Source organism: Marinimicrobium sp. ARAG 43.8 (genome assembly GCF_050113635.1).
Taxonomy (GTDB): Bacteria; Pseudomonadota; Gammaproteobacteria; order Pseudomonadales; family Cellvibrionaceae; genus Marinimicrobium.
On the sequence record NZ_JBNJLT010000001.1, the window covers coordinates 691532 to 705472 of the forward strand.

Genomic DNA, 13941 nt, shown 5'->3' on the forward strand with positions numbered 1-13941 from the left:
GGATTTCACGGCCACCATCACTGGCCGGATAGGTATTTGTGGTTGGGTATAGGCAAAAATCCGAAACCGTGCGGCTTGCCGAACGGGGTTCTGCCGCGTATCCCGCAAATCCTCCTCCTGAATCGGCGTGTCTTCCGTGCCCGCTTTGATGGGTAAGCCGCCAAACAGGCCAGAGCTTTTGTCCACCAGTTTTCCGGCGGCCGTTTCGGGGGCTAGGTAAAACTCGGGGCTGATCCCAACCCGAGCGATATTATCGTTGGTTTGTACCCCCGAACTCTGACTATTGGGATCGTTGCCAAACTCAAACTGCCGACACACCTGAGTGACGGGGCTTAGCGTTTGCCGCGCTTCGTTGAGCGTCAGTTTATTGGTATTGGCCATATTGACGTTACAGTTTCGATACCGGGTTCCGGCCCGGCAAAAAGGTCCAGTCCTGGTTGGAGACAACAGTATCCGGACCGGCATCAGCGGGCACATTCGGGGCGTTTTCTTTGTGTTCAAAGGTGGCCCATATCATTTCGGGATGTCCCTTCACCACACCGGCGATATGAAAGCCAACCAGCCCCAATTGCACGGTGTCGGTTTGCGTCGGGTCAATCACGATCTTTCCATCGCGGTTGACCAGGCGGTTCACTTCGCCATTCATCACAAACATATCGGAGCGATAATCGCCCGGCTGCATCACTTTCCAGGAGACTTTTAATTCAACAGCGCCGACAGGAAAAGGGGTATCAGGATCGAATTTTCGCACCACTGCGGGGTCAGTCAGATTCTCCTTCTTCATGAAGTTCGCAAACGTGGTGTCGATGTACTGGAAGTAGTAGACCGCCTTCCCGTTCTGATCCACCATGATGCCATCGGTGCCGACCTGCAAATATTCATCGAAAGACTCCGCCGCATCGCTCTTCTCCATCCTCGGCATTAACCCTCGGGAGGTCATGCCCAGCATTTCATAGGGCGACTGCAGGGTAAGGAAACGGGGCTTGCCATCAACATCCTGGGTCAACCACAGGAACATTTGCCAGGACCACTGATGGAAAACGCAGTTACTCGTGCTCTCAAACGCCGCGTGGTTCGGCTCAGGGGTTTGCGAGTGGGGAAACCAGCCGGGGTCGGCTTGGCAGTTGCCATCGGCAGCCCGAGAGGGAAGAACGGCCAGGGATAACGACAGGGACAATGCCAGGGCAATGGCGCTTATCGCTGCCCAAAGACCGCCTCTGGGGGCTCGCGTTCGACAGCGACGCGTTGAAAAGGTGGGAAAGTCACGGTGCCTGCTCCTTCATATAATGATGACCACTACACAGCCCATCCTTGGTGCCTGGCACCAGCATCCAGCCTGCTACTCCGACATCCAATCCGGCTGTCACTCAATCCCATTTCTGCGATTGAGGATGTCTGTGTCCGTTACAACCTTTTCAGCCTAGTCCAAATTTTGGGAAAAGCAATAAGCGATCAAAACAGGAGTGATCGCCACTCGCCGTTTTTTTCAACGGTGAATATTTTTTCAATCGGACAGCACCTGCCCCAGGGTTTTCAGGCCGCGCTCCACCCGTCCGTCCCACAACACCGCTCCATTAAGGCGCAGGCAGTTTTTAAACTTGCCGGATACCGAAAACAATTTACCCGGCGCAAAGTTAACCCCCGCTGCCAATGCGTTATCGAGCCTGTCGGCGGTGTCCACCGAAGAGGGCAATTCTACCCATAACACGAAGCCACCGGTCGGCCTGCTGACGCGCGTGCCCTCGGGAAACCATTGCTGGACGCGGTCACTGAGACGCGCCAGCAACTGCCGGTATTCCAACGCCGACGACTGCACCACGCGAGCGTATTGTTTGCTTTTCAACAGCTGCGCCAGCGCCAACTGCCCCGACGTGTTCACGCAGACCGTATTGATAAACTGCAAGTACTCCGCGCGGGCACGGTGTTTGCCCGGCACCAGCCATCCCACACGCAACCCGGCGGTCAGGGTTTTCGATGAGGACGAGCAGTAGTACACCAGACCCTCGGTGTCCCAGCTTTTGATTGGTCGAGGACGCACCCCGGAGAACGGCAAATCCCCGTAAATGTCATCTTCCACCAAAGGCACCCGATGTCTTGTCAGCAGTTTGAGCAGCGCTTGCTTGCACTCATCCGACAGGCACACCCCCAACGGATTGGAAAAGTTCGGCACCAGAACACAGGCGGCCACCGACCATCGTTCAAGCGCCAGCCCCAACGCTTCAAGCGAAATACCCTGCTCGGGGTCGCTGGGAATTTCCAGCGCCTTCAAACCCAGCGACTCCACCACCTGCAACACGCCGTAGTAAATCGGTGATTCAAGCAGCACCGTGTCGCCCGGCCGGGTGACCAGCTTGAGAGCGATCGCCACGGACTCCTGGCAACTGTTGGTCACCAACACCTGGTCCGGACCCACCTCACATTGCAGCGCTGCCAGATGCCGCGCAATTTGCGCGCGCAACTCCGGCGCCCCGGGGGGAAACTCATAACCGATACAGCGTCGGCGCTGCTCCCGCCACACCAATCGCACCGCCTTTTCCACCGCCGCAGCTGGCATAAAAGCGGGATCAGGAATTGCCGCACCCAGATTAACGATATCCCTATCATTGGCCGACTGCACCAACTGCAAGACCCGCTGCTGCCCGGTCACGGGCCGGGGTCGACGACTGGCATGACGCACTCGCGGTGTTTGACTCAAACAGGTCGGCGGTAACACAAAATAACCCGAGCGTGGACGCGCCTCGAGCACACCGTTCTGCTCCAGCTCCCGGCAGGCGCTCACGGCCGTTGACACACTGACCTCGTGTTGCTGGCTCAACCGGCGAACACCCGGCAACGCAGTACCCGGCGGATACACCTGTTCATCAATCAGCCGCTGCAAACGCGCGGCCAGTTCCCGGTAAAGCATCGGCGGCCCCCAATAGATGAACTACAAACTGTACTGGTCTATTACCAATTTTCTGAATCTGTACTGCTCGGTAGTGTGCGTCCACAATGGACGTTATTCAAGGAGCAATGCTATGTCTACCGAGCAGCTGTTATCTCTCGCCGGTTTTGTCGTCGTGATGGTGGGCACACCCGGTCCCAATAACCTGATGCTAATGGCCTCTGGAGTAAACTTCGGACTGCGCCGCTCCGTCCCTCATCTGGTGGGTATTGCGTTCGGGTGCCAGGCCCTGTTGCTCGCAGCCGCGTTTGGCTTGGGGCAGGTATTGGCGCTGTACCCCTCGGCAGTGATCATATTACGGGTGCTGAGCGCCGCCTTTCTCGGTTATATGGCCTGGCTGTTGCTGTCGACCCGCACAGCACCAGAGTCAGACACCAACGCTTCGCACCCCATGCGTTTCTGGCAGGCTACGCTGTTTCAATGGGTCAACCCCAAAGCCTGGCTGATCTGTCTCGCCCTGGTGGCAACCCACACGGACCCACACCACCTGGCGGTTACCACTGCCTGGGCGTCACTGGTATTCTTACTGATCGGCGTGCCCATCATGGTCGCGTGGACGGCGGGCGGCATGGTGATGAAAACCTGGCTGCAAACCGGCGAGCGGCTACTATGGTTCAACCGTCTTATGGCGCTATTATTGGTGGCATCGCTGTATCCAATCATCGCCTGACTCTGATAGAGGGGAAACACATGATGACTGTCGATTACGCACGCACCATGGCCGCTTATAACCGATGGATGAACGAGCGCCTCTACCAAACCTGCCTGACGCTGGGAGACGCCGAACGCAAGGCGGACCGGAAGGCTTTCTTCCACTCCGTACACGGCACCTTGAATCATATTTTGCTTGCCGACCGCATCTGGCTCGGGCGTTTTACTGGCGTGCCGTTCAAGGCCAAAGGACTGGATGATGAGCTATTCGGTGACTTCGCCGAACTATGGGACGCCCGGCGCGAAACCGATGCCGCTATTGACGACTGGGTGGCAGACCTGACCGATGAAACGCTGAACTCAACGCTGTCTTATACCAGCCTGGTCAATCCCGAGCCCAAGCAGTATCCGATGGCGCTGGTGGTCATGCATTTTTTCAATCACCAGACGCACCATCGCGGCCAGGTCACCACGTTGCTCAATCAGGCCGGGAAAGATATGGGGGTTACCGATCTGATGTGGTTACCTCACGCATTGACCGCTTCCATGAACGGGTAATCGATATAGCCCTCCGGGCCAGATGCGTAAAAGGTATCCGGTCGGGGCTCATTCAAAGGGACATTTTCGGCAAAACGACGGGGCAAATCCGGGTTGGCAATAAACAACCGCCCAAAGGCCACCGCATCGGCCTTGCCTTCGGCCAGCCACTCAGTGGCCAGGGTTTTATCGAACCCTTCATTAGCGATATAAACACCACCAAATTTCGCTTTGAGCGCAGGCCCCAGACTGTCTTCACCGGCGTGCTCACGCGTCGCGATAAAGGCGAGCTTGCGCTGACCAAGCTGCTCGGCTACATAGCCAAACGTGGCCACCGGATTCTCATCGCCCATATCGTGACCATCACCGCGGGGCGCGAGATGCATGCCTACCCGACCTGGCTCCCACACACTTAACACCGCGTCGGTCACCTCCAACATCAGGCGCGCGCGATTTTCAACAGAACCGCCATACCGGTCGGTACGCTGATTACTGCGGGTTTGCAGAAACTGATCGAGCAGGTAGCCGTTGGCGCCGTGAATTTCAACACCATCAAAACCGGCTTTGCGCGCATTCTCTGCGCCTTTACGGAACACTTCCACCACTGTCGCGATTTCTTCCAACTCCAGCGCTCTCGGTGTCACGTATTCTTTTTTGGGCCGCACCAGGCTGACGGTGCCCGCGGGTTTAATCGCACTGGGCGCGACCGGCAATGCGCCGTCAAGGTACATCGGATCGGAAATGCGGCCCACATGCCACAGCTGTAACAAAATCTTGCCACCTTTTTCATGAACGGTGCGAGTCACCTTTTTCCAACCTTCCACCTGTGCATCGGACCAAATGCCTGGCGTATCGGGATAACCCACCCCCATGGGCGTGACTGACGTCGCTTCGGTCAGAATCATGCCGGCCGTGGCTCGCTGGGCATAGTACTCGACCATCAGGTCATTGGGGACGCGCCCTTCGCTGGCACGGCAACGGGTTAAGGGCGCCATCACCATGCGGTTGGCAAGCTCAAGGTCGCCAATAGTGATCGGATCAAACAACGTGGGCATCTCCGCCTCCTCTAAACCACTTTACTGACAATCAGCGACGCATTGACGCCGCCAAAACCGAAGCCGTTGCACAATACATGGTGAAGAGTTTGCCGGCGTGAGCGCTGCGGCACAAGGTCCAGATCCGTCATCGTCTCATCCGGGGTATGCAGGTTCAGCGTGGGAGGCACACAGCCCTCACGCAGGGCCATGATGGAAAAAATGGATTCGATCCCGCCCGCAGCGCCCAGCAAATGACCGGTGGCCGACTTGGTCGCGGACACCGGGACCTGGGGCAGCCGCTCGCCGAACACGCGACGTAAAGACGCAATTTCGGCGCGATCCCCCACCGGGGTGGATGTGGCGTGGGCGTTAATATGATCGATGCTGTCTGCCTCCAGCGCCGCCATTCTGAGTGCTCGCGTGATGGCCGCCGCTGCACCAGAGCCGTCTTCCGGCCCCGCCGTCAGGTGATGAGCATCCGCGCTGGTGCCGTAGCCACTGATCACCGCCAGCGGCGTGGCGCCGCGAGCGCGGGCATGGTCCAGGGTTTCAATCACCAGCAGTCCAGCACCCTCGCCCATCACAAAACCGTCGCGGTCCTGGTCAAAGGGGCGTGAGGCCTCCATCGGCGCGTCATTGCGGGTGGAGAGCGCTTTCATAGCGTGAAAGCTGGCCAGTGACAACGGGTCCACACAGGCTTCCGCCCCGCCCACCAGCGCGACCTCAGCTTCGCCGCTGCGAATCAGGCGCATACCGTCGCCAATCGCCTGCAAACCGGCAGCGCACGCCGTCACCGGGCAGCCCAGAGGCCCTTTGAAACCGTGCCGAATGGAGACGTTCCCCGCCGCGAGGTTGGCGAGAAACGCTGGCACGGTAAAGGGTGACAGGCGTTTGTAGCCCCGCTCATTCAGGGTGTTCTGAGCCTGGGTAATGGTAGGAAACCCGCCGATACCACTGCCGATCAGCGTGGCGGTGGCGGCCTGATCCTCGTCAAACTCCGGCGCCCAGCCCGCCTGGGCCAGCGCTTCCTGTGCCGCCGCCAGGGCATAAACGGTGAAACGGTCCACTTTCTTGCGCTCTTTGGCGCTGATAACGGCCGTTTCGTCCAGGCCCGCTTCCGCGTCCCGTTCACGGTTTGGCACCATGCCGGCCACGCGCACCGGGAAATCCCCGGTCGCGAAATGTTCAATAGGCCGAATACCCGATCCGGACTCCACCAGACGCCGCCAGACGGCATCCACGCCACATCCCAGCGGACTGACTAATCCCATACCGGTAACCACAATCGGCGAATTCATGTGTTTCTCCACTGACTTCAGAGGTGCATTGACACAAACCACAGGCGATACCCCGCACAGAGCCGCCGGGCACGCAAGACACACTACGCCAAGTTAATATATGATCAAGATAATATGATGACCGCGGAGCGCTTCATGCCTTATTCCAAAGCCCACAAATCGCTCTCCAAGGACCGGATTCTGAAATCCGCGGGAGAGCTGTTCGCCCGCTATGGATTCGACAAAGTGTCGATTGGCCAGATCATGAAAGTCGCGCGCATGACGCACGGGGCGTTCTATGCGCATTTCGAGTCCAAACAGGCGCTGTTTAAAACCTACCTGAGCGACGCCCTGCAGCGCTCCCACCGTCCCCGGCTGGCGAAAGAACCCTTCTCGATCAAACACCTGACGGCGCTGGTGACTGATTACCTCAACCTCGGCGCCCTCAAAGACCGCACTGAGCCCGGCCCCGAATCCGTGCTGTTCAATGAAATCGGCAGCGATAAAGACGACATTCGCCAGCTGTACGAGCAATCCTACGAACGGATGAAAACCATGCTGGAACGACGCATCACCGCGCTGAGCCGCCTGAAAAAGCTGCCCTTCAAACCCGAACCGACTGTCGTGGCAGACAAATCCCGCTCCATCCTTGCCGCCATGGTCGGCGCCGTCGCTATCGCCAAAAGCATTTCACGGGAAGACGAACAGGAGCGTATCCTGGCGGCCGCTCAGGGGCAGATTCTGTCGATTCTGGAGCTGCCGCAGGCTCAGTTGGCTTAAGATGGTTCACGGGGAGCCCGTGGAGCACCCTCTCTCTAACTAACCTTGACCAGAACCACTTTGTGAACTATCTCTAAAATGATGCAGGCTTATTTATTTGGTTCCGTCTCTCCTGCATAAATACCTAGCACGCCATTTTTCATGGTTTTTTGAATAATTGCTAAATGGAGGAAGCATTATGTTTAAAACTTTTTAAAACCTTTTCCTGGGGTGTATTTTTCTAATTCCATATTACTCTCAGGTAGCCATGGGTGAAGAAATAGTTTCGATGGGTCATGCTGAAGATCCAGTATTGTTAAGCAGTGGAGCATGGGTGAATAGCAGAGTTGGGGATAATATTAATCAGCGTGGAGTGCTTTACAGCACTTCAATTCCAGTACTGGGTTCAGTTCCTGCCGGGTCAACCATAACGTCAGTTAATTATTCATGGAGTTTGTCTTATACCCCCTCGGGACTTTCCGTGTACCTCTGATATATTGATACTACAGCGTGTGTAGACGTATCCTCGCATTAATCAGGATCACTATCTAACTTCAATGGCTTAAACGCAAACAACAACTTCGTTTATGCTTTTTTAGTATCAGGAAGCGGTTCACTATTCCCCGTTGCTTACGGGCAATCTAACCAAGTTATTGTCAACTACCAATAAACCTTAATTAACAGGAGTGTCGCAAAAGTTATCGTTCGCGTCACTCCTGTCATATTTTTGTGTCAACCTTAACAATACCTGCTATTTGCTTATACTCAGCAGGCAATGAATTATTAAACTCCAGTAACGCTTTGAAAATCTCTGCATCATTAAAATTTTTCGCCCGCATTTCACTATATAGTTCTTCGCGCCGCATAGAAACCTTTCTAGCGTCTTCATTGAACTGAGCCGTCCTGTCTTGAATGAAACTCAATCCCTCGGGAGAAGATAACGCTTCCTCCAAATTAAACATGGCTCGGTCTGGAGTGTTCCGATATAACGTCACCATTTCCTTGGCAAAATTTTTATCTGACTCAACTTTTTCAAGAATAGACGCCATACCTTCAGCCTTCTCGGCCATCAGCTTTTTTGTCATAAATAGGGGGGCTCCGTCACCTCCGGAGGAACCGATTTCCGTCGAGTTTCGATAGGCAAAAGCAGCAGAGTTCTCATAATATCCGACACCAGAGGTAAACATGAAAAAACTCCTTATATTCCTATGACTTTTGATTAAGCTGTAACACAACCTATATACTTACAGTGACAACGGTGATTTGTAAGGCACGCCGCAATTAAACATAGGCAATTAACAGGCCAGAAATTCAAAAGCCATTAAAATATCCGAGCCAGACAAAAGCTGGCCCTTCCCTTCGGATGGACATCCACCAAAGTACGCTCTGAAATTGACGTATAAAGAAACATAAGAATGTTGGACCGGCAATAATTGACCTCATAGCGGAAATGACTTGCCTAACGATCACCAACAGACATGATCGCCTCAACACATGTCCTATGAGCCCGTTACGCGGTTTCCAGCCCCACATTCAATCGATCAATCGCGCGCTCGGCCAGCTGCAGCGCCTGAGCCAGTCGTTCATCCTGATATTCCTCATACCCCACGCGAATAAATTCCACGCTGTGCAGGCCAATAAAGCCCAACATCGTAAGCAGGTGCGGCTCCAGAAAGTTCAGTGACTCCAACGCCCCGCCCGGTAAAAGGCTGCCATCCCCCACCGACACCATCACGGTAACCGGCTTGTCGGCCAGCAGGGGCTGGTATGGCGTTTCGGCGCTGGCATCAAAGGCAAACGAACGGTTGACCCGAATAATTTGATCGAAGTATGCCTTGAGTTGCGCCGGCATGCCAAAGTTGTACATGGGTATACCGAACACAATGGCATCGGCGCTTTCGATTTCGTTCAGCAGGGTTTCGCTTTCGGCCAATGCCACTGGCATTAATAACAAGGAGCTGTTTCAAGGGTAAACCTCCGCAATTCAGTGCTGTGTGTTGCACTATTGTCAGCGAAGATCGAGGCGGGTATCCAGAACCAAAACTGTGAGTCACTCACAAGGTTGTGAGTGACTCAGAGGTGGGTTTTACGGTACTCCAAATAGCGTTGTCCCCAGGCTTCAAGACTGTCCATGACGTCCGACAAGGTGTGACCAAACGTCGACAACCGATACTCCACCCGCACGGGTGTTTCCGCAAAAACCTGACGTTCAATCAATCCATCGGCTTCCAGTTGCTTGAGCTGAAGTGTCAATGTCTGGGGAGAAATCCTGGACAATACCGCTTGCAGCTCGGAGTATCCGCTGGTGCTCCGCGAGTGGGTCGCGACCAGCGGATGAAGGGGAAGAGGACAGGGTTCTCAAGAGGCTTTCCTCAGCTTTCTCGGGTTTCTGCAGAATATGCGCTTGCGTATCATCATACCGCTGCATCACCGTTTACGATACCTGCTGCTGGCTTATCCTCGCCAGACAGTGAGCGAGTCAACTCTGCCAGCGCTCTTATGACACGCTTTTAGTGGCAATAAAGTGCTAAAATCAGTTTACTATCCGCACACCCTGACTTTCTCGTAAAGGGGAGGTACATGCGTTACCAACAGCTTGATGTGATACCTGCGGCCAGCTTTTCCTATATCGACGTCGCGTTGACCTCGCCGTTACCCCCCCTCTGTGAGTGGGTTCAGTGTTTATGGGCGACAAACCGCAGTAATCCTCATCTACTGGACCTTGAAGAAAAACTGTACCCCGATGCGGGCACCAGCCTCACATTTGAGATACACGACCACCACGTCAACGCTCGCTACTTCCACAATACTCAAGTTCTCACTCACCGCTGGGACCTGTCGAAGCGTTACATCGGCATCCGCTTCCGGCCCGGTGGCGCCACGGCATTGCTGGGTGACGCTGTCAACGAGGTGCAGAACGCCGACATCGACTTGCTGGACCTGGCTTTGCCCCAAAGGGACCACCTACAGCGTTTAATGGACCACCTGCCCAAGCTCACCAGCGTGCAACAAATCGGAGCGGTTGAGCATTGGCTCGCCGGGCTAATCCCGGAAGCGCATCAACCGGCTTACCCATTATCGGCGGTGCTAACCGAGTCATCAAAAACCCTGCTTCCACCGCAACAACTCGCCGACCGGATTGGATTGACCCGCCGCACACTGGAGCGACATTTCCGTCGACATCTGGGCTTTACGCCCAATCAGGTCCACAACTTTGCCCAAATAAAGCAAGCGCGGCGCCAGCTAATCACCAGCGCCGCCGGCCTCAGCGAGATCGCACTTGATTGTGGCTACTTTGACCAGGCTCATTTCACCAACGCCTTTCGGCAACACACCTTCGAAACCCCACGGCAGTATCGCCTGCGCAAACTGTCGCAAATCTCCAATGAATAAAAGAGGCCTGTGCCTATCATAAGCGCAGACACCCGTTATCAGGAGATCCCCATGCAACCCAGAATTTCACAACCGTCGCTCTACAAACAATGCCCCCGTTTGGTAAAACACTTGACCGCGTTAGGAGACGTTCCCGAGAACGCCGCATTACCCGCCGAGCTGGTACACTTGATCCGACTGCGTTGCTCACAACTCAACCAGTGTGGCTTTTGCCAGAAAATGCACGCCGATGAAGCCCGAGCCGACGGCGAGCGACAAGCCAGACTGGACGTACTGCCCGCCTGGAGAGAGCTGTCCTGTTTCACCGAGCAGGAACGCGCCGCATTGGCCTGGGCCGAAGCACTTACATTGATCAGCCAGAAAGAAATTGATGACGCAACCTTTCAGGCCGCCGTGGATGCGTTTGGCGAAAGCGGGCTGATCGAGCTCACTACCGTCATACTACAGATAAACAGCTGGAACCGGATTGCCGTCAGCTTCCATTTCCAGCCCGACATCTCATCGTGATTGGATGGTGAAAATGAAACTGGCGCAACGTTTTCGGAAAAACGGGCTGGGCCTGGTGTCCAGCCTCTCGTTCTTCTTCGGCAGCACACTGTTCCTGCCCACCTTTGCAAATTACGCCACGGTAGGTGTCTGGCTTTTTATGTTCGGATCCGCGCTTATGTTTGTCGATGTTATGCGGACAACGCCTTAGCCTTTCTAAACAGTAAAATCATTCCATCAATTCCTGCATAATCAGAAGTCGCGGAATGAAAAATCCATCCCTGGTTTATATTTGCATCGACGATTTTCTTAAATTGTTCAATTTTAGTCTCCTAACGTTCAATATTGGTAGATAACACGGAGAAACGGAAGCCCCTGCCCCCAAGGGAGCTAGAACTGCCGGGTTTTACAATATTGGCACCAGCTTTTTCCGCTTGTGCCATAACATCGTCCACTTCGAACTTGTGCATCACATTGTGACCTATGGAAAACTCCGTTGCCGATCTGGTCGAGGGGCATTAGCCCCTCGAATTCGCCTTCCACCTCACTCACAACCGTGTCCGCTCAACCGCCGCGTGCCACCCTTTCAACATTTTCTCCCGCTCTTCTTTCCCCAACGCCGGTTCGCAACGGCGGTCCAGGGTCCAGCGTTCGGCCAGCTCTTCCAGGCTATCGAAGAGCCCCAACTGTAGTGCCGCAAGGCGGGCGGCACCGAGGGCGGTGGTTTCGATGATGTCGGGGCGTTCGGCGGGTACGTCGACGATGTCAGCCAGTGCTTGCAGCAGCCAGTTATTGGCGACCATGCCGCCGTCGACGCGGAAGGTTTCCAGCCGTTCGCCCGCGTCGTCTTCCATGGCGCTGAGCAGGTCGAGGGTCTGGTAGCAGACGGCTTCGAGCGCGGCGCGGGCCAGTTCCGCGCGGCCGCTGTCGCGGGTGAGGCCGCAGATGAGGGCGCGCGCTTCGGGTTCCCAATGCGGCGCGCCAAGGCCGGTGAAAGCCGGCACCAGGTACACGCCGCGGTTGGAGGTGAGGCTGGCGGCCAGCTCCTCGGTTTCAGCCGCTTCCTGAATAATGCCGAGTTTGTCGCGCAGCCATTGGACGGCCGCCCCGGCGACGAAGATGGCACCCTCCAGGGCGTACACAGCTTTGCCACTGAGGCGGTACGCCACGGTGGTCAGGAGGCGATGTTGGGAAAGACGTGGAGTGTCGCCGATGTTCATCAAGGCAAAACAGCCGGTGCCGTAGGTGCTTTTGACCATGCCCGGTTCGAAGCAGGCTTGTCCGATCACGGCGGCCTGCTGGTCGCCCGCCACGCCGGCGATGGGCAGCTCTTCTCCGCCGAGGCCTTCGGTCGCGGTGCCGAAGTCCGCCGCGCAGTCTTTCACGTCCGGGAGCATGGCTTTGGGAATGTTGAAGCGTTCCAGTAGTACCGGGTCCCAGCACTGGTCGTTGATATTGAGCAGGAGGGTGCGCGAGGCGTTGGTGGCATCAGTGGCATGGACCCGGCCCTGGGTAAATTTCCAGATAAGCCAGGTATCCATGGTGCCGAACAGCAGTTGGCCCTGCTCGGCTTTGGCGCGCGCGCCTTCAACGTTATCCAGAATCCAGGCGATTTTGGTGGCGGAAAAGTAGGGATCGAGCAACAGCCCGGTGCGCGCCCGAATATCGTCTTCCACGCCTTCGTCGCGCCACTCGCGGCAGTGTTTGGCGGTGCGGCGGTCTTGCCAGACTATGGCCGGATAGGTGGGGATGCCGGTGTCCTTGTCCCACACGACAGTGGTTTCGCGCTGGTTGGTGATGCCGATGCCGTGAACTTTTTTCCCATCGGGTACGGCCGCCAGTGCTTTGCGACAGACTTCGGTAGTGACTTTCCAGATTTCTTCCGGGTTGTGCTCCACCCAGCCGTCGTCGGGGAAGTGCTGGGAAAACTCCTGCTGTGCCTTGGCCACTTCACGACCGTTGACGTCGAAGACGATGGCACGGCTGCTGGTGGTTCCCTGGTCGATGGCCAAAATCAGATCAGACATGAGTGCTCCTGTTATCGATTCGGGTTTGTTGAGCGGATGCGGTACGACGCAATGCTTTCCCCAACTGCGAAAAATAATCACCGAACGCGCGGTTGATACGTTCGCGCTGCTCGCCGTGCGGATACAACCCGAGCGTCGCTTCCTCGGACTCCTTTGTGCCGCTCACCAAAAAGCTGTTTTTAACCGGTGAGTCCTGCACAAAAGATTCAAACGCTCGGGCACACATTTCTTCCGGCAGGGCATAGTAAAGCGTGCCCAGTTCGCGGTCCCGTGCCGCCGAGCGTTCGAACAGAAGGCTCGGGCCCTTCCCGGACTCACTCACCAGTACGCTGCGGTAGCAGGCGCACAGCAAGTCATTCAACGGGTGCACCACGGGAGTGGCATCGGCCACCCAGGCTTTGGAACCAAATTGACCGGGCGCGTCGGAAAACGCGTGACCACCGATGTAATGATCGAACGCATGAAACCATTCGTGGGCAATGCTGCCTGGCCCGGCGTTTTTCGCCAGCGCAAAGGTGTGAGTGGCAGGTTCGTAATGGGCCGCCACACCCCGGCGTCCACCGGTGCCGTATTGCAGGGCCAGAGAGCCGCGCAGGGAGACCAGTGCTTCCGGTCCGCCCAGAATGGTCATCAGGTCACAGAGCGCATCGTAGAACAAACTGGCGGCGCGCGCTTTTTCCTCGTCGGTCACCCAGCGTCCGAGGGTAATGGCCCGGAAGTGGAAGCGCCGACGAATATCCAGAAAGGAGTGACCGCCCGCCCGGGAAGCGGGCGCGCTGCGGTGAAAGCGGCGGTTCAACAGTGAGGATCGGGAAGACATCAACTCTCCT

At 56.2% G+C, this 13941-nt stretch carries 15 protein-coding genes and 2 pseudogenes; 7 read left to right on the top strand and 10 right to left on the bottom strand.

From position 1 onward, the window contains the following. Positions 1-87: 87 nt before the first annotated feature. The 3 genes and pseudogenes from ACQCLF_RS02935 to ACQCLF_RS02945 all read right to left on the bottom strand — a co-directional run. Positions 88-477: pseudogene (locus ACQCLF_RS02935) on the bottom strand (hypothetical protein); the annotation flags it as partial. Continuing rightward, positions 389-1018: a hypothetical protein gene (locus tag ACQCLF_RS02940; protein WP_426984819.1), complete on the bottom strand. Its 630-nt coding sequence runs from the start codon at positions 1016-1018 to the stop codon at positions 389-391. The pseudogene ACQCLF_RS02935 and the gene ACQCLF_RS02940, both read right to left, overlap by 89 nt. 486 nt (positions 1019-1504) lie before the next feature. Further along, positions 1505-2905 (bottom strand): PLP-dependent aminotransferase family protein, encoded by a 1401-nt coding sequence (locus tag ACQCLF_RS02945; RefSeq protein ID WP_426984820.1) that lies wholly within the window; start codon positions 2903-2905, stop codon positions 1505-1507. Positions 2906-3017: 112 nt separating this feature from the next. On the opposite strand from ACQCLF_RS02945, the gene ACQCLF_RS02950 reads away from it, so the two are divergent. After that, a complete protein-coding gene (locus ACQCLF_RS02950; protein WP_426984821.1) occupies positions 3018-3614 on the top strand; it encodes a LysE family translocator in 597 nt (198 codons plus the stop codon). A 20-nt stretch (positions 3615-3634) separates the two neighbouring features. Beyond that, positions 3635-4153, top strand: a complete 519-nt coding sequence (locus tag ACQCLF_RS02955; RefSeq protein WP_426984822.1) for a DinB family protein — start codon at positions 3635-3637, stop codon at positions 4151-4153. Here ACQCLF_RS02955 and ACQCLF_RS02960 read toward each other — a convergent pair. Further along, positions 4123-5187, bottom strand: coding sequence for an alkene reductase (locus ACQCLF_RS02960; protein ID WP_426984823.1), 1065 nt, complete (start codon positions 5185-5187; stop codon positions 4123-4125). The genes ACQCLF_RS02955 and ACQCLF_RS02960 overlap by 31 nt on opposite strands. Before the next feature lie 11 nt (positions 5188-5198). After that, entirely contained in the window at positions 5199-6467 is a 1269-nt protein-coding gene (gene fabF, locus ACQCLF_RS02965) for a beta-ketoacyl-ACP synthase II (RefSeq protein ID WP_426984824.1), read from the bottom strand. 135 nt (positions 6468-6602) lie between these two features. Between fabF and ACQCLF_RS02970 the strand changes: the two genes are divergently transcribed. Next, positions 6603-7226 carry a TetR/AcrR family transcriptional regulator gene (locus ACQCLF_RS02970; RefSeq protein ID WP_426984825.1) on the top strand — a complete coding sequence of 208 codons (624 nt, stop codon included), beginning with the start codon at positions 6603-6605 and terminating at the stop codon, positions 7224-7226. 526 nt (positions 7227-7752) lie between these two features. Continuing rightward, positions 7753-7875: pseudogene (locus ACQCLF_RS02975) on the top strand (flagellar protein FlhE); the annotation flags it as partial. A gap of 49 nt (positions 7876-7924) precedes the next feature. On the opposite strand, the gene ACQCLF_RS02980 reads toward ACQCLF_RS02975, so the two are convergent. From ACQCLF_RS02980 to ACQCLF_RS02990, 3 genes are all read right to left on the bottom strand, one after another. Continuing rightward, positions 7925-8392, bottom strand: a complete 468-nt coding sequence (locus ACQCLF_RS02980) for a hypothetical protein (protein ID WP_426984826.1) — start codon at positions 8390-8392, stop codon at positions 7925-7927. Positions 8393-8715: 323 nt separating this feature from the next. Further along, complete coding sequence (locus tag ACQCLF_RS02985; RefSeq protein WP_426984827.1) at positions 8716-9150, bottom strand: FMN-dependent NADH-azoreductase; 435 nt, start codon at positions 9148-9150, stop codon at positions 8716-8718. A gap of 128 nt (positions 9151-9278) precedes the next feature. Next, positions 9279-9536 carry a winged helix-turn-helix transcriptional regulator gene (locus ACQCLF_RS02990; RefSeq protein WP_426985224.1) on the bottom strand — a complete coding sequence of 86 codons (258 nt, stop codon included), beginning with the start codon at positions 9534-9536 and terminating at the stop codon, positions 9279-9281. A gap of 249 nt (positions 9537-9785) precedes the next feature. Between ACQCLF_RS02990 and ACQCLF_RS02995 the strand changes: the two genes are divergently transcribed. The 3 genes from ACQCLF_RS02995 to ACQCLF_RS03005 are packed head-to-tail and all read left to right on the top strand — an operon-like array spanning position 9786 to position 11295. Then, positions 9786-10598: a helix-turn-helix domain-containing protein gene (locus ACQCLF_RS02995; protein ID WP_426984828.1), complete on the top strand. Its 813-nt coding sequence runs from the start codon at positions 9786-9788 to the stop codon at positions 10596-10598. Positions 10599-10649: 51 nt separating this feature from the next. Further along, on the top strand, positions 10650-11105 hold the full coding sequence (locus ACQCLF_RS03000; RefSeq protein ID WP_426984829.1) for a carboxymuconolactone decarboxylase family protein: 456 nt from the start codon (positions 10650-10652) through the stop codon (positions 11103-11105). A gap of 13 nt (positions 11106-11118) precedes the next feature. Further along, a complete protein-coding gene (locus ACQCLF_RS03005) occupies positions 11119-11295 on the top strand; it encodes a YrhK family protein (protein ID WP_426984830.1) in 177 nt (58 codons plus the stop codon). 337 nt (positions 11296-11632) lie between these two features. Here the strand turns inward: ACQCLF_RS03005 and glpK are convergent, their stop codons facing one another. Continuing rightward, the gene (gene glpK, locus ACQCLF_RS03010) at positions 11633-13111 is read right to left on the bottom strand and encodes a glycerol kinase GlpK (RefSeq protein WP_426984831.1); all 1479 of its coding nucleotides are present in this window, start codon (positions 13109-13111) and stop codon (positions 11633-11635) included. Next, positions 13104-13931 (bottom strand): CLCA_X family protein, encoded by an 828-nt coding sequence (locus ACQCLF_RS03015; protein ID WP_426984832.1) that lies wholly within the window; start codon positions 13929-13931, stop codon positions 13104-13106. The genes glpK and ACQCLF_RS03015 overlap by 8 nt, the downstream gene beginning before the upstream one ends. Positions 13932-13941 lie beyond the last annotated feature (10 nt).

What these genes read in the sequence shown, in the direction of transcription:
- ACQCLF_RS02940 (WP_426984819.1), bottom strand. Translation starts at nt 1,018, where the DNA reads ATGTTCCTGTGGTTGACCCAGGATGTTGATGGCAAGCCCCGTTTCCTT.
- ACQCLF_RS02985 (WP_426984827.1), bottom strand. Translation starts at nt 9,150, where the DNA reads ATGCCAGTGGCATTGGCCGAAAGCGAAACCCTGCTGAACGAAATCGAA.
- ACQCLF_RS02955 (WP_426984822.1), top strand. Translation starts at nt 3,635, where the DNA reads ATGATGACTGTCGATTACGCACGCACCATGGCCGCTTATAACCGATGG.
- ACQCLF_RS02970 (WP_426984825.1), top strand. Translation starts at nt 6,603, where the DNA reads ATGCCTTATTCCAAAGCCCACAAATCGCTCTCCAAGGACCGGATTCTG.
- ACQCLF_RS03015 (WP_426984832.1), bottom strand. Translation starts at nt 13,931, where the DNA reads ATGTCTTCCCGATCCTCACTGTTGAACCGCCGCTTTCACCGCAGCGCG.
- ACQCLF_RS02980 (WP_426984826.1), bottom strand. Translation starts at nt 8,392, where the DNA reads ATGTTTACCTCTGGTGTCGGATATTATGAGAACTCTGCTGCTTTTGCC.
- fabF (WP_426984824.1), bottom strand. Translation starts at nt 6,467, where the DNA reads ATGAATTCGCCGATTGTGGTTACCGGTATGGGATTAGTCAGTCCGCTG.
- ACQCLF_RS02960 (WP_426984823.1), bottom strand. Translation starts at nt 5,187, where the DNA reads ATGCCCACGTTGTTTGATCCGATCACTATTGGCGACCTTGAGCTTGCC.
- ACQCLF_RS02950 (WP_426984821.1), top strand. Translation starts at nt 3,018, where the DNA reads ATGTCTACCGAGCAGCTGTTATCTCTCGCCGGTTTTGTCGTCGTGATG.
- ACQCLF_RS02995 (WP_426984828.1), top strand. Translation starts at nt 9,786, where the DNA reads ATGCGTTACCAACAGCTTGATGTGATACCTGCGGCCAGCTTTTCCTAT.
- glpK (WP_426984831.1), bottom strand. Translation starts at nt 13,111, where the DNA reads ATGTCTGATCTGATTTTGGCCATCGACCAGGGAACCACCAGCAGCCGT.
- ACQCLF_RS03005 (WP_426984830.1), top strand. Translation starts at nt 11,119, where the DNA reads ATGAAACTGGCGCAACGTTTTCGGAAAAACGGGCTGGGCCTGGTGTCC.
- ACQCLF_RS02945 (WP_426984820.1), bottom strand. Translation starts at nt 2,905, where the DNA reads ATGCTTTACCGGGAACTGGCCGCGCGTTTGCAGCGGCTGATTGATGAA.
- ACQCLF_RS03000 (WP_426984829.1), top strand. Translation starts at nt 10,650, where the DNA reads ATGCAACCCAGAATTTCACAACCGTCGCTCTACAAACAATGCCCCCGT.